The organism is Neolewinella persica DSM 23188 (assembly GCF_000373105.1).
GTDB classification, from domain to species: Bacteria; Bacteroidota; Bacteroidia; order Chitinophagales; family Saprospiraceae; genus Neolewinella; species Neolewinella persica.
In genome coordinates this window covers 131,721-145,840 of sequence record NZ_KB890424.1, presented here as the reverse complement: position 1 = coordinate 145,840, position 14,120 = coordinate 131,721, and the positions used below count along the sequence as shown (strand labels likewise).

Below are 14,120 nucleotides of genomic sequence, written 5' to 3'. Positions count from 1 at the left end.
GGCATTACCTGGACGATGGCCGTATTGAAATAGATAACAACTTGATCGAAAACTCCATCCGGCCGCTGGCCCTGGGCCGGAAGAATTATTTATTTGCCGGATCCCATAAGGGCGCTCAACGGGCGGCGATGATGTACAGCTTTTTCGCCAGTTGCAAATATGCTGGCGTTAATCCTTGGGAATGGCTGGCTGACGTCTTAGGCAGGATCGGTGCTCATCCGGTTAATCGGTTGGAGGAGTTGTTGCCGGAGCGGTGGGCGGAAAAACAAGGCGGCGGCCTGTAGTTGCTCGGACGGTTACGATCAGACCACTTGGTATTCGCTCCCACCACCACTTCCATTTTGACCAAAATTAACGGATTTTGGTCTGGACTTTTTGATTTGGTGATCGCTTTATCCGGCTTAGTATATGGGATTTCTCCCTTTCAGTTCTACGATTTTGGGGAGCTGCTTGGGTTCAATGCCTATAGAGCCGATCGTGTAAGGCGGGTTAGCTTAGCAAAAGTATAACGGCAGACTACGCTCGCTCAGGCTGCTTCTCGCCTTTTATTTATTTTCTACCAATGACCTCACTTCTTTAACTAATTCTTCGAATTCCTCTTCATTAATTCTTTTGTTTTCTTTATCTCTTATTCGAAAGAGTTTTAATCCTGCTGTTGAGAAAATACTATCTTTCATTTTATCTTTTTCTATTGCACCTTCTTCATCGTGCCAAACACTATCCAATTCAAAAAAATAAATCGGTTCATACTGCTTAAAGGGTTCAAAAACGACTAAATCTATTGATGCATTAAAAAAATATTTTTGTTCACTCTTAGACAACATTTCCTTTATTTTTTGGTAATCAATCAAACTACTTAAAGCAACATTGGGGTAGATTTGGTATGTATCAAATATTCTCTTAAATGCAAGAAACATCTTTTGTTCTTCTTTCGATTTAAACAGCGAAATTCTGCAATCCTCTTCTTGGATTTGATTGTTGTGAGTCAATTTAATATATCCGCTTTGGGTATGCACGACCTCTTTTGGTTGAGTTGCTTCGAACTCTTCAATCGTTGATTGTGCAAATTTTTCATTCGGATATTCCTTTGCATATTGATAAGCTTTTTTTAAATTTTGATTGCTAAGTCTTATCAATATTTCTATAAGTTCTTTATGCTGTACTTCTTCCATTTGAAAGAATTTCCCTACATGAATCATATTTAATTTTTCTAGAATAAATATGAAATCTTCAGTCGGATTTTCTTTTCCTTTTGATACGCGCAATATTTCTGCCACCGAAATATTGGCGGCATGAATTAAATTTTGATCAGATTTTATCGCTTCTTTGTTACGATGAAGTAAATCAATTAACTTCCCATACTCTTCATTGCTTAACCATTTGTATACTTCTTCTTGATTTATCATAGGTTCTTTTCTTGGTGGAAGCGAATGGGGAGGCACAAACGACGTGCAACGATATGAGTATGTACGGTGGATGTATTGTAGTGTGCGTGTTATTTATTTTTTTTAGTTATAGATATCTCACCAGTTGTTTTTCTCGAAGTCCAATATTCTCCTTCAATTTTTGATAAATCAGACATATTAATGTCTAACCTTGTAGTACCATAATGTATTTGGCTTCGGTGCCGTACGGACTCTTTGGGCACATTCATGTATGAATAAAACAATCTAGAATGGCCTCGATCTTCATCAATATCAAATGCACCTCCGATACTACTGCTCTTACTTTCACCTGTCTTCATCCTAACCTGGATATTCATTAACGTTTGTTTTATTGACAAATTAATGGGAATAGGGGCAAGTTTCTTTCCATCCCAAGTGGTATGGATAAAGCCTGACCATTCTCCAGATATATTAGGAATAGGTACTAACCAGGGGTGGAAGATTTTTAATTTCCAACCATATTTAACAAATAACAACCAAATGGGGATGTTGATACCTATAGCCGTTGATATAGATGATAGAGCCAAGGCTATATCTATATTTGTGAAGTCTTGAGTTAGTAAAAATATTATGCCATATACTACTATCGCCAGTCCCAGAAAAACAAAGGCATAACTTCTCATATTGTATGTAACCATCGCTTTAATATTCTAAATATGTCCAAAGAATACCCATGTAATGTTTTACATCGGATTGTGTCCATTTTCGCCCTTTAAATAAGTATAGCAACTCTGAAACTTCTCCCCATTCGTTACTCTTTGGCGCATCATCAGTACTTAAATATAAAAAGGTAATAGAACTCTTTAGTCTGTCATTCCAGCTAGTTTTATTAAATGTATCGTTTGGACAGTTAAATACTAAACACTCTAATAGAAAAGATGAAATCGGGTCTTTTGCTATAACTCCTTCATCAATTAATTGATAACGTAATTTTCTATGAATACGCGTCAATTTCTTGAATCTCCTATGAGTCTGATTACTTTTATTAATGCCGTTTTGGATATGCTGTTTGGGGTAGTTTAAAATTCCTTTTCCATTGTCGCTAAAAAATTTACAACCTTCTACAGTCGAGTTTGGGCTTTCATAGCGGGTATGCAACCATGTAGGGACAACATCAGTTTCCACTCTATATGTATTGCCTCTTATTGTTATACATTTATCATTCCACTGAACGTCATTTACGCCAAATTTACTAACTAAGGCATCATAAATATCTTTTTTATACTCGGTAAATGTATAGCTGTGAGGAGTAATTCCATAATCTTTGCTAGATGCACCAGCAGGTAGTTCGTAAAACATTCCGTCACTATACATGACATTTATATCTATATCGCTATTGAGTTTTACATTAGTGTTATTTGCATAAGAGCCTTGCCCAAATGTTTCTGTAGTTTTGGATTTCAAATTAGGACTTGCAGATATCGCTTCTCTCACCATTCTTTCAGAATTGCTCAACTTATTTTCTTCGCTGTTACTCGGTGGATTAGTCCAATTCTCCAGTACTTGTTCGCTTATTCTAGGCATTCAAATTTGTTTGGTACAACTACCAAGGAAACCTTTGATCTCTGTTATTGTTTCATCGGCTATTCGTTAAATACAGAAATAATTCATCTGTATAATTTATCCTTAAAACTCAATTATTATTTTATAGAGAGTCTACAACTATTAGCTTTAAAGTTAAGATATCAGTATTGTTGATTACGCCCAATAAGTGTAATAATAAATTTCACAGTAGCCAATTTCACGTACGTCATTTTTCCTACCTGCCCAGCTCCGCTAAAATACACTCCAAAACCCAATACCAGAGAATAAACATTAAACGTACCAACACGCACTCCAGCCCTGCCCCTCCAAAACCTCCCCCAGCACCAGCGTCCCCGCCCAAACCCCTAAATTACCCCCCAAACCAACCCCATGCCAAAACTACTACTCGCCCTCCTCCTAACACTAGCCACCCTCCCCGCCACCGCCCAACTAACCCCACTCCAACCAACCAACCTAAAAATAAGAAACATAGGCCCCTCCAACATGTCCGGCCGAATAACCACCCTCGACGCGGTGACGGCCAACCCCAAAACAATCTACGCCGGAGCAGCCTCCGGCGGCATCTGGAAATCAGAAAACGGCGGCACGGCCTGGCGCCCCGTCGGCGATGACCTGCCGACGCAGAACATCGGCGCGATCCGCATCCAGCAATCCAACCCGGCGGTGGTGTGGGCGGGCACGGGCGAGGGCAACCCGCGCAACTCGATGAACCTCGGCCAGGGCATCTTCAAGACCATCGACGGCGGCAAGACCTGGCGAAGCATGGGCCTCGAAGCCACCAAAACCATCCACCGCATCCTGGTCCACCCGGACGATCCGGACGTGGTGTTTGCCGGGGCGATGGGCGATCCGTTTACGCCCAACGAGCACCGGGGACTGTACCGCACCACCGACGGCGGCGAGAGCTGGGACAAAATCCTGTTCACCAACGACCAGTCCGGCGTCGCCGACATGGTGATGGACCCCAAGAACCCGAACAAGATCTTCGTGGCCCTGTACGAACACCGCCGCACGCCCTGGTACTTCACCTCGGGCGGCCCCGGCTCGGGCCTGTACGTCACCTACAACGCGGGCGATACGTGGCGGCAGCTTACCGCCGCCGACGGACTGCCCCCCGGCGACCTGGGCCGCATCGGCCTGGCCATAGCCCCCTCGAACCCCGACCGCATCTACGCCAAGGTGGAGGCCACGAAGAACGCCCTGTACCGCAGCGACGACGGCGGCGACCACTGGACGCTGATCAACGACACCCCGCGCTACACCAACAACCGCCCCTTCTACTTCCAGGAACTGGCCGTCGACCCGGCCGACCACAACCGCCTCTACAACATCTACCAGCCCCTGCACCTGAGCTACGACGGCGGACGGACCTTCGACCCCACGCCGATGATCCCCGCCGACGAAACGAAGGGCGTCCACGCCGATTTTCACGCCTTTTGGGTGAACCCCAACGACCCACAGAACTTCATCATCGGCGGCGACGGCGGCCTCGGCATCACCCACGACCACGGCAAGAGCTGGTACTTCCCCGAAACGATGCCGGTGGCCCAGATCTACCAGGTCAACGTCGATGAAGACATGCCCTACAACGTCTACTGCGGGATGCAGGACAACGGCAACTGGTACGGCCCGGGCTACACCTGGCGGCGCGGCGGCATCCGCACCCTCTACTGGCAGTACCTGGTGGGCGGCGACGGCTTCTACATCTCGCCCGACCCCGAAGATTCCCGCGCCGGCTACGGCACCTCGCAGAACGGCGACCTGTACCGCTACGACAAAATCGGGGGCTACTACTCCAGCGTTCAGCCGCCGGCTCCGCGGGGCGAGACGCTGCGCTTCAACTGGAACGCCGCCTTCGCCCGCGATCCGTTCGACGCAAATACGGTGTATTCGGGTTCCCAGTTCGTCCACAAAAGCACGGACGAGGGGGCCAACTGGACCGTCATTTCGCCGGACCTCTCCACCAATAATCCCGCGCAACAACGGGGCGACTACGGCGGCCTGACCCTCGATCTGTCCGGTGCCGAAATGTACAACAGCATCCTCTCCATCGCCCCCAGTTCGCTCGACCGCTCGCTGATCTGGGCCGGCACCGACGACGGCCAGGTGCACCTCACCCGCGACGGCGGCGACAACTGGACCAACCTCACCGCCCGCGTCACCGGCCTGCCCAAAGAGGCGTGGATCGCCCGCGTGATCGCCTCCGAGCACGCCGCCGCCACGGCCTGGCTGGTGGTGAACGACTACCGCAGGGGCGATTACGCGCCCTACCTGTTCCGGACCGACGACTACGGAAATACCTGGACGCGCGTGGTGGATAGCGACGACGTGAAGGGGTACGCCCTCTCCTTCATCCAGGACCCGGAAGAGCCAAATTTGCAGTTCCTCGGCACCGAAAACGGCCTTTGGGTCAGCGGCGACAACGGCGGCAGCTGGCGGCAGGTGCGCAACGGCTTCCCGTCCGTCTCCACGATGGATCTGAAGATTCAGCGGCGGGAATCCGCCCTCATCATCGGCACGTTCGGCCGCGCCATCTGGGTGCTGGACGATCTGAAGAGCTTGCGGGAGTTGGTGGCGCGGCCGCGGGTGCAAAGACGGTTAAGGGCCATGCCGATGAACGATGCGGTGCAGGTCAAGGGCCGCTTCATCAACCCGCCTGGGAACATCTGGACCGGCTTCCACACCACCTTCGAGGGCGAAAACCGCGTCTTTCAGCGCACGGAGATTCCCTTCTACCTGAATGCGCATGTAAATGCCAGGGCTACCGTTTCGGCGGACATATACGATGCATCCGGAACAAAGATCAACACGGTTAGCCGGAAGGACGTAGGCCCGGGCCTGCAGTACCTGACCTGGAAGTTGGACGAGCAACGCGCCGACGGGGGAGACGAAGAATCGCGGGGCATCCCCGTTCTACCCGGCGATTATCAGATCGTAGTAAGGGCCGGCGACTATTCGGATACTACGCGGGTGACCGTGATCAGCGACCCCCGTTTTTCTCTGGACCCGGAGGTGGACAAGCAATTATACGCCTATCAGAAGGAGGTTGATGGCCAGGCGTCCCGGCTATCCGCGCTGTTAACTGGTTTGGATAACAAGGCGGAGAAACTTCGTAAGGTGCTGCGGTACCTGGAGGATGTTGAGCAAGCGGCGTGGGCGGATCTGCCGGATTCCATTGAAGCGATGCTGGCTACGATAAAGGAGACGCGGGCGCTTGGACAGACTTCCCGGCCTACGGAGCGGCAGGTTGGGGCCTGGCAGTCTTACGCGGTTACGGCGCATTCCAAGGTTCGGGAGGCGCAGCAAAAAGCCATGTCCCGGACGACGGTGCCCTCCGCGCAGGATTGGGAGACGGTTGAGCAGGCGGAAGCGTTGATCGAGGATTTCGAGCAAGCGGTGGAACGGTTTGGGCTTGATGTGTGGGGGGCGTTTGCCGCGAAGCTGAAAGCTATGTCTTTGTTGCCGGGGGCGGAGTAGTCTGGGGTTGAGGGCCTCTGGCCCTAACGTGGGTTGCGGAGCAACTAAAAATGCTTGCCCGCTTTTGTCGCTCCGCAACGCCCTTTCGGATCGGAGGTACTCTACCTTTGTTTTTGATGCGCTTTTGAATTATTGGTAAATCTGAGGTTCGTCCGATTGGAGTTCGACCTTACCTCCGTACGAAACGTCCATTCTTTGGCCCGGACGCGGGTGCAGTGGTGATAGTTCTCTTTTGCTTTTTCAAAGCAGTTGCTTTAGCAATTTTCATACTCTTTCCTTAACAAGGAATAAACTATCGAATCTTCAGCTCTGTCATTTTCACGATAATGTTCTCTTAACTGGCCTTCTTTTACAAAATTGAATTTATTTATCAATTTTATTGAGGCTTCGTTTTTTGGGCCAATAAAGGCTTCTATCCTGTTTAATCTCATCTGCTTAAATCCATATTCAATTATTGGGTACATTGCTTCTGACATTAATCCTTTTCTTTTATACTTGTCATCAAATAATCCATAACCTATTTCGGCTCGTTCATGATCCAAATACCAGGTGTGATAACCACACCAGCCGATTATTTTCATACATTTTTGATCTAGCAGCTGGAAATACAGGAACCTCTTATTGTGTGTCCAAAGTCCTTTTTCGTATTTATTCTTTTCAACCTTAAGTTCTACAGTTGATTTTAACCCTAAAAACGCTAGTTGTTTCTTTTCAGAGAAATCACGATAGATATAATCAAATACTTCCGGAGTAAGTTTTCGTAATTTTAACCTGCATGTTGCTAATTCTTCAACTTCCATACCTTAGTTGTTCTGTTCTAGTTTATATGAAGTTATTCTGAAGTAAGCAGGTCAGTCATATCGTGAAGAGGCCAACTTTCCCATATTTCAGTAATTATTCCATCTTTCAATCGGAAAAATTCCATAGCTCCCCAAGTGATGTTTTTGTCGGTGGCTTCTATCCAGTACAAACACCCCGCCAAAATACGAACCCCGCTCCAGAAGTTGGGCATCCAATGCAGTTTACGCATACAGAACCACTTCCCATACTGTATGCGTAACTTCTCAGGGTTGGCTGCTGGTATGGTCCAGTAAATTATGAATATAGCGTAGCAAAACCTTTGTTTCGGGCAGATGCGTTGCGGATCTTCTCCCATCCAATCCGTGTCGATCCGTGAAATCCGTCCAAATCCGCAATTCAAATTGAACGTGGAAACAAGTTCTGGATAGACTGACGGCTTCAGATGACTACGCGCGGAGCGCTTGCCTCCAGCTCGCGGCCGGGTGGAAAGATCCTCTGAATACTTTAAACAGTCGCCGCAAGGAACAAGTCACGACTTAACAAACACCATCCCCGCCAACTTCTCCCGGTATGCACTTTCCAACGCGTCGGCAAAAGCCGCCTTGTCATTGCGTAGCAACACCATTCCCTCACCATTCCGGATGGACGGATTAAGGTCCCTGAGATAACTGTCACTCCACTTGGCGAGTTCCACGATAATGGGCGTTAGCGACAAGCCCTTCTCGGTCAGGAGGTAGAGGTTCGTCTTTTTGTTGTTCGGCAGTTTGGCTTTTGTGAGGAGTCCTATCTCTTCGAGCAGCTTCAGCTTTGCGGACAAAATGTTAGTGGCAATCGCTTCATCACTTTCCGTGAAGTCTTTGAAGGTCAGCTTGTCCTCCATCAGCATCTGCTTTATGATTACCAACATCCACTTGTCGCCCAGCATATCGAGGGCGGAAGTGATCGGGCAGTCGCAACGAAATTTACGGTCCATGTTAAGTCAATGTTAATTTTTACTTGCAAAACGCAATTGAATTTAAAATCACTTGCATTTTGCAAGTTATACTCTTAGTTTTGCTTTCGAAACAAAAGTAATAATAATTCAACACATGAAAAACTCCATCATTCTCCTACTGCTCACCAGCCTTCTCGTAGCGTGCAGCCCGGCAACCACTACGACGAGAAGTACCAACCAAACCGAAAACTCCACTCCAAAAACGCCAACCATGAGTACGAAAGAAACCGTGGGCACCTTTTTAGGTGCCGTACTAACTAACAACCCCAGCACCATGCGCGAACTGGCCAACGCCGATTACGTTCAGCACAATCCATTCCTGCCAACGGGGCTGGAACCATTTATCCAAATGCTACCTATGCTGCAGGAAAACGGTACGACCGCCGAGAACGTTCGCATGTTTCAGGACGGGAACTACGTCTTTATGCACAACGTCTGGAAAAACGCCAAACCGTTTGGTGCCGACGAGATGGTCTCGTTCGACATCATCCGTGTCGATGAAAACGGCAAAGTAGCGGAACACTGGGATGCGATGACCCCGGTAGTAAAAGAAACGGCCAGCGGGAGAACGCAAACGGACGGCCCGACCACCATTACAGACCTGGACAAAACAGCGGAGAATAAGGCCCTGGCCGTAGCACTGATCGAAGACGTTCTGATGGGCAAAAACCCAGGTAAGATCACGGAGTACATCAGTGCCCAACAGTACGACCAGCACAACCCGGGCATCAAAGACGGCCTGAGCGGTATCGTCGAAGCGGTACAGTACCTGACCGAGCAAAACAATATGTTCAAGTACACCAAAATCCACAAGGTGCTGGGGGAAGGCAACTTTGTCCTGATCGTGAGTGAAGGCGAATGGAGTGGGAAACAGCAGGTGTTCTACGATTTGTTCCGCATGGAAAACGGGCAGGTAGTGGAGCACTGGGACGTCATTCAGGAAATCCCGACCGCGAACCTGGCGAACGATAACACCATGTTCAATTTCTGACCACTTGGTACCCGGAGCGGCAGCGGAGTAGTCTAAGGTAGAGGACCTTCGAGACTACGAAGTAGCAGCGAAACAAAACTTTTCAAATTGGGCTAACGACCGTTTGAAACATGGGTCATCCCGAGTACGAAGTACAGCGCGTAGGAGATTTTAAAACCGCCAGCCCTACCTGAAAAATCAATGAGAGAACCGCCGCACCGGCACAGGCTCAGTCCGCCAGGGCTCCCCCCCATTGCAGGGTGGCTGACTCCAGACATGCCTTCCGCTATGCGCCTCATTTTCATAGGTTTTAAAGTACTCCTCCAGCTGCTTCACCAGCAGGGTTTTGACCGCTTCCCGGGGCGGAGGGCTCGTACGGGCTTCCCCAAATGGGTGGGACAAATCGTACCAATAGTCGGTTGGTTTTTCGGCAGGGTCTTGCGCATAATAACGCACCAGTTTCCACCTGCCGTCAGTGATCATTCTACCGTTGCCATGTTCTGAACACTGGAAAGACCTCCAGTCTGCATTTCTTTCGCCCATCACTAAGGGGGTAATGGAACGTCCCGGTCCGTCTTTCGGATCGTGCTTCACGTTCTGATCGACGCCCCCAACGTCGAGGAAAAACTGGTGCAGGTCACATAAATCCACAAATTCATTACGCACTTGTCCCGGCCAGACCATTTCTTCGGGTCCCATGACAAGGAGTGGAATTCTGATGTTTTCTTCATAAAAATTGAAGGGCTGGGTAGAATTGGTCTTACCATAAGCGCCGTACTGCCCCGTCAGGTGACCATGGTCCGAGGTGTAAACGAAAATGGTGTTCTCCAGTAGATCGCGTCCTTCCAGGCCTTCCCACATTCTACCGACCTGCTCGTCGATCAGGGATACCGCCGCCAGGTATTGCGCCAGTTTTTCATTGTGGTCCCGGCCCACAACGGCAAAATCGCGGACCACTTTGGCTTCAGAGGCTGATCCTGCAGGTACTATTTTCTGCGCAACGCCCCGATAGTACTCCACCAATCTCTCCGGAAGGCCTTCAAAGGGAAAATGAGGTTCCACAAGGTTGAGGCTGATGAAAAATGGTTTGTCTTCCTTTTCATCCATAAAATCTATGGCCGCACTCGTCAGGAAATTGGCCTGGAACCCGGTGTAATCTTTAGCTACGCCATTGTCCGAAAAGTGAACCGTGCCACTGTGCGCGTACTGCGTTATCCACTCGCCGTTTTTCACCACGTAGCTCAGCCATTGATCGAACCCCCGCTGCGGCTCAGGGCTATTGGTGGTACAATGCCATTTGCCAAACAGTCCTACCCGATAGCCCAGTTGCTGCATTTTTTCGGAAAGCAATTCCTCCCCTTTGAGCCAATTTGAATTATACCCCGGACCGTCCGACAGGAAATCATGCACCCCGTGCTGCGAAGGCGTTCGACCGGTGTAAAAGGAAGCGCGCGCCGGAGAGCATACCGGGGCGACGGTCATCGCGTTGGTGAAGTGCACCCCCGCGTTGGCCATAGCGTCCAGGTTAGGGGTGCGGATAAGTTCTTGCCCGGAGCACCCCATTGCCCACTGTCCGTGATCGTCCGACATGATCAGGACGATGTTCGGCTTCTTTTTTAAAGTATCCTTTTCAATCGGGGATGCCTGGATTATTGGAATCCAACAGCAGAAAACAAATGTAAATAGTACGGCTCTCATCATTAATTACGAAATTATGGTATCAGACAACAAGCATTTTATTACAGCTTCAGCGCGATCGAAAATTTGATCAAGGCCAATGATTTAGCTGAGGTTAACAACCTTCATCGCACAGCGATTACAGGCACCTGAAATAGACCTCTTCACGATAAAGATAGCTCGTTTTCCAGGTGGTGCAAATTCACTGACAAAGTGTGTGTGCATAACAAATTGCACAAATTGAAGCTTTCCAGCCCGGACGCCCGCGGGTCCCTTAGCCCCTTAACTGCTACGCAATTTCAGGGCCCGGGACGCCATGGAGTCCTCGACTCGCTTAGGACCCCTTAGCGTCAGCCAAACCCAGAAGCGAAGCGGAGGGGGTTGGTTGACCTGCGGGCGTCCGGACTCACCCACTAGTGCCGGGCTTCAGCTGGTTATTCCGCACGGTGGCGACGTTAGCAATATCCTCACTTAGCTACGGCTAAGCTCCGGTATTGCTGCCTTGCCACCGCATGCACTACCGGCGCTCAAGGTCAGGGCAATGAGTGAAGCCCGGCACTAGCAGGTTGTGCATTTAGTTATGCACACGCTTGGATGACTTAATTCAAATGATCACGAACGATCTAAAATTATCTCGATTAACAACAGAACCTTCAGCGTTGTATTGGTTGGTGAAAGTCTTCGATATTCTGGCTTTCTTTTTGGGATTCCATTTGAATTCAAAGGCCTTCAGGGAATTTCCGACGTCTTCTACGTAGTCAATTTCCTGTTGTTGGGTGGTCCTCCAAAAATGAGACTTGGCTAGTGTCAACTTGTATTTATTCTGTTTGATTCTTTCGGAGACGAGAAAATTTTCCCAAAGCGCACCAATGTCAGTTCTGGCGCTCACGTTAGCGACCGCGCCTACGATGATGTTTCTAATCCCATTGTCGTAGAAGTCAGGAAATGTCTATACATTCCCTAAAGATGGTCAGCAGTATACCCCGTCTTAGGATTTGGGTTAGTACCAGGCGTTTGGGGTAGAGAGACGTAAAGCAAAGCAAAACCCTGCCCCCAAACCTCCCACTGCACCTGCGGCCGCGCCCAAAAGCACCGCAGAAACATCTGGCGCGCGCACTGCAGCAGGCTAAGGGGAAGGATAAGAAGCGGTTGTATGATTCGTTCAGCAATGACGCCTCCTACCTGTACCAAACCGACGGTGACGATTTCAACCTGGGCAAAACGTCGTTCCAATGTGGCAGAAGAAACGATGCCCTGAAGTTTTGGACCTTGTGGAAGTCTGTTGGCACCAACGGCCTGGGGCAGATCATCGACCACCAGTTTGAATTGGCCAACGTTGCGCTCGACTACATCAGAAGTAACCCCGACTATACCCTGTACAGCTTCGACGATTCCGTTTCCATTTGCTTCAACTATAAGGACATTGACCCGAAGGCGCTTTGTACGGCACTCTACGAGCACCAGGTTACGGTCGTAGGCTTTGGCTCTTTTGGTGGGGATACCTTCGTTCGCTTAGTGACGGTTAATGCTAATAATACGGCGGCGGATATTTTGAATTTCTTTGAGGTCCTGGAGACATTCGTTGGGGAGACCTCGGACCTGACTGAATTAGCAGAAGTAGCTTAAGCGCGTGGTGGTAAAAGGTCAGCGCTGAATATTATAACAGTTGAGGCGTGCGCACCAGGTTTTGGAGCGCACGCCTATTTTAATGCCATTTTTTGGGCGGGGACGCGGGTGCAGGGGTGGTTTTTAGGGCAAGGGGGAATACTGCTTTCGCTTTAGAATGATGTGTATGGGCTTAGACCAAATTGTCGCAGGGGACAAACATTTCATCGACTTATTCACGACGCAGTAATTCAGTATTCCTGCCCTCCCACTGTTCTGCAGCAAATCGATTTCACCCGCTGTACGTATACCTGTACATCTCTTCTTCTTCGAATTTCATCCATTCATGCTTCTCAAAGAAAGCCTGCCCGCAAAAATTGAACTTCTCCACATAACTCACCCAAAAACAGCCCGCTTCCAATTGCACTTCCTCGAGTAACTGCAATAACACCTTGCTTCCCAATCCTTGATTACGTAGAGCGGGCTTAACGCCAATACCAGTTATCACGCGATAATCGTACTGATCATGCGGGAGTGTGATACCGACTACAGCCACCAGTTTTGAATCCAAGAATACCGCTAGTTCCATGCCTTCTTCGTCATCGTTGAGTATGTGGTTCAACCACTCTTCGTCAATAGGTCCTAATGCCCGTTGAAGTTGAGGATCATTAAACCAGCTACTGTAATCAGGGTAGTCTGCTGCTGTGAATTTTCGAAATTCCATGAGGCATGTATTCTGCTTAATAATATCAGTTTTAGACTGTCCAGCCGACCTTTCTTCTCCATTTTTCATAGGCCGCCTTTTTGCTTTCCAGGTTTATTGGTGGAGATTGGTTCTCTTCCTTTGCCTGTCTTCGGATGAGGGATGTTTGCACTTCAAGGGTGTTTAGCCCTACAGCTTTCCTTCTTTCGTTCACCTTGGTTAAGTCGTCAAAGAGATTTGGGCTTAGCTCTCCGTTTTCATCCCAGTCAAACTGGGTACCGTATTGTTGCGGCTTCCCCTCGAAGACGTCAATCCGGTCAGTCAGATAGACCAAGTTTTGGGCAGGAACTTTTTTCTCGGCGACTGCCTTTTCTAATAGTCTCCTGCACTTCTTCATAAAGCCTGGCTTACTGATGGCGTGTTGAATAACCAGCCAGGCGGCACTGCAGGCCTCCTCCCCTACTTTATTAACTGTCGGGTAGCCAATTTCATCGATTAGCTCATTTAGAGTATCAGCATTCCTAACGTGCAGGGCTTCCATTTCTGGGTGGTAGCCTTCGTTGAGTTGTCCTGCCCGAACTAACCTGCTTCGAAGCGCTAAGTCCGCCTTCTTCAAACCAATTATTTGCGTGGCAATGCTGTCGTAGTTCATGCTATTAATTTTTCACCACCGTATTCAGACGAGCTACATCGTGCGCGCTGCCTGCACTAGTACGGTATAACATAAGTTTCGTCGCCAAAAATGCAACACTTTTTTGCGTTCAGGGCGAGTGGGACTTCATCATTGAAGGCTAAAATTAACCAGCGTCAATTAGGTTGATACATTTATGTTGCACTGCACTTGTCCTTCCCTTTGCACCTGCGGCCCCGCCCAGAAAGTGAGTTGGTGAATTGGTGAATCAC

The 14,120-nt window shown here is 48.9% G+C and carries 13 protein-coding genes and 1 pseudogene; 4 read left to right on the top strand and 10 right to left on the bottom strand.

Annotation, left to right across the window (positions count from 1 at the left end; translation table 11 throughout):
• On the top strand, nucleotides 1-284 hold a 284-nt coding region (locus tag B036_RS28660), incomplete at its 5' end, for an IS66 family transposase (protein ID WP_020568382.1).
• Nucleotides 285-545: 261 nt separating this feature from the next.
• Here the strand turns inward: B036_RS28660 and B036_RS31825 are convergent.
• The 3 genes from B036_RS31825 to B036_RS0109005 form a co-directional block, all read right to left on the bottom strand.
• Nucleotides 546-1,406: a DUF2726 domain-containing protein gene (locus B036_RS31825; RefSeq protein WP_020568380.1), complete on the bottom strand. Its 861-nt coding sequence runs from the start codon at nucleotides 1,404-1,406 to the stop codon at nucleotides 546-548.
• Nucleotides 1,407-1,495: 89 nt separating this feature from the next.
• A complete protein-coding gene (locus B036_RS0109010) occupies nucleotides 1,496-2,068 on the bottom strand; it encodes a Cap15 family cyclic dinucleotide receptor domain-containing protein (protein ID WP_211217383.1) in 573 nt (190 codons plus the stop codon).
• A gap of 19 nt (nucleotides 2,069-2,087) precedes the next feature.
• Nucleotides 2,088-2,969 carry a nucleotidyltransferase domain-containing protein gene (locus B036_RS0109005; protein WP_020568378.1) on the bottom strand — a complete coding sequence of 294 codons (882 nt, stop codon included), beginning with the start codon at nucleotides 2,967-2,969 and terminating at the stop codon, nucleotides 2,088-2,090.
• Between the two features lie 504 nt (nucleotides 2,970-3,473).
• Here B036_RS0109005 and B036_RS0109000 point away from each other — a divergent pair.
• Nucleotides 3,474-6,467 (top strand): VPS10 domain-containing protein, encoded by a 2,994-nt coding sequence (locus B036_RS0109000; RefSeq protein ID WP_211217382.1) that lies wholly within the window; start codon nucleotides 3,474-3,476, stop codon nucleotides 6,465-6,467.
• Between the two features lie 254 nt (nucleotides 6,468-6,721).
• Here the strand turns inward: B036_RS0109000 and B036_RS0108995 are convergent, their stop codons facing one another.
• From B036_RS0108995 to B036_RS28650, 3 genes are all read right to left on the bottom strand, one after another.
• The gene (locus tag B036_RS0108995; RefSeq protein ID WP_020568376.1) at nucleotides 6,722-7,267 is read right to left on the bottom strand and encodes a GNAT family N-acetyltransferase; all 546 of its coding nucleotides are present in this window, start codon (nucleotides 7,265-7,267) and stop codon (nucleotides 6,722-6,724) included.
• A gap of 32 nt (nucleotides 7,268-7,299) precedes the next feature.
• A complete protein-coding gene (locus B036_RS33480) occupies nucleotides 7,300-7,479 on the bottom strand; it encodes a hypothetical protein (RefSeq protein WP_157472090.1) in 180 nt (59 codons plus the stop codon).
• Between the two features lie 318 nt (nucleotides 7,480-7,797).
• A complete protein-coding gene (locus B036_RS28650) occupies nucleotides 7,798-8,241 on the bottom strand; it encodes a winged helix-turn-helix transcriptional regulator (RefSeq protein WP_020568374.1) in 444 nt (147 codons plus the stop codon).
• Between the two features lie 115 nt (nucleotides 8,242-8,356).
• Between B036_RS28650 and B036_RS0108980 the strand changes: the two genes are divergently transcribed.
• The gene (locus B036_RS0108980) at nucleotides 8,357-9,253 is read left to right on the top strand and encodes a nuclear transport factor 2 family protein (protein WP_020568373.1); all 897 of its coding nucleotides are present in this window, start codon (nucleotides 8,357-8,359) and stop codon (nucleotides 9,251-9,253) included.
• A 177-nt stretch (nucleotides 9,254-9,430) separates the two neighbouring features.
• On the opposite strand, the gene B036_RS28645 is transcribed toward B036_RS0108980, so the two are convergent.
• Together B036_RS28645 and B036_RS34550 are read right to left on the bottom strand one after the other, a co-directional pair.
• Entirely contained in the window at nucleotides 9,431-10,930 is a 1,500-nt protein-coding gene (locus B036_RS28645; protein ID WP_052333939.1) for a sulfatase family protein, read from the bottom strand.
• A gap of 583 nt (nucleotides 10,931-11,513) precedes the next feature.
• Nucleotides 11,514-11,834 (bottom strand): annotated as a pseudogene (locus B036_RS34550) (DUF4143 domain-containing protein); the annotation flags it as partial.
• Between the two features lie 122 nt (nucleotides 11,835-11,956).
• Between B036_RS34550 and B036_RS0108965 the strand changes: the two are divergent.
• On the top strand, nucleotides 11,957-12,535 hold the full coding sequence (locus tag B036_RS0108965) for a pyridoxal-dependent decarboxylase (RefSeq protein WP_319922326.1): 579 nt from the start codon (nucleotides 11,957-11,959) through the stop codon (nucleotides 12,533-12,535).
• Nucleotides 12,536-12,806: 271 nt separating this feature from the next.
• Here the strand turns inward: B036_RS0108965 and B036_RS28640 are convergent, their stop codons facing one another.
• Together B036_RS28640 and B036_RS0108955 are read right to left on the bottom strand one after the other, a co-directional pair.
• Nucleotides 12,807-13,238 (bottom strand): GNAT family N-acetyltransferase, encoded by a 432-nt coding sequence (locus B036_RS28640; protein ID WP_020568368.1) that lies wholly within the window; start codon nucleotides 13,236-13,238, stop codon nucleotides 12,807-12,809.
• A gap of 31 nt (nucleotides 13,239-13,269) precedes the next feature.
• Nucleotides 13,270-13,869, bottom strand: coding sequence for a DUF6624 domain-containing protein (locus B036_RS0108955; RefSeq protein ID WP_020568367.1), 600 nt, complete (start codon nucleotides 13,867-13,869; stop codon nucleotides 13,270-13,272).
• Between the last annotated feature and the right edge of the window lie 251 nt (nucleotides 13,870-14,120).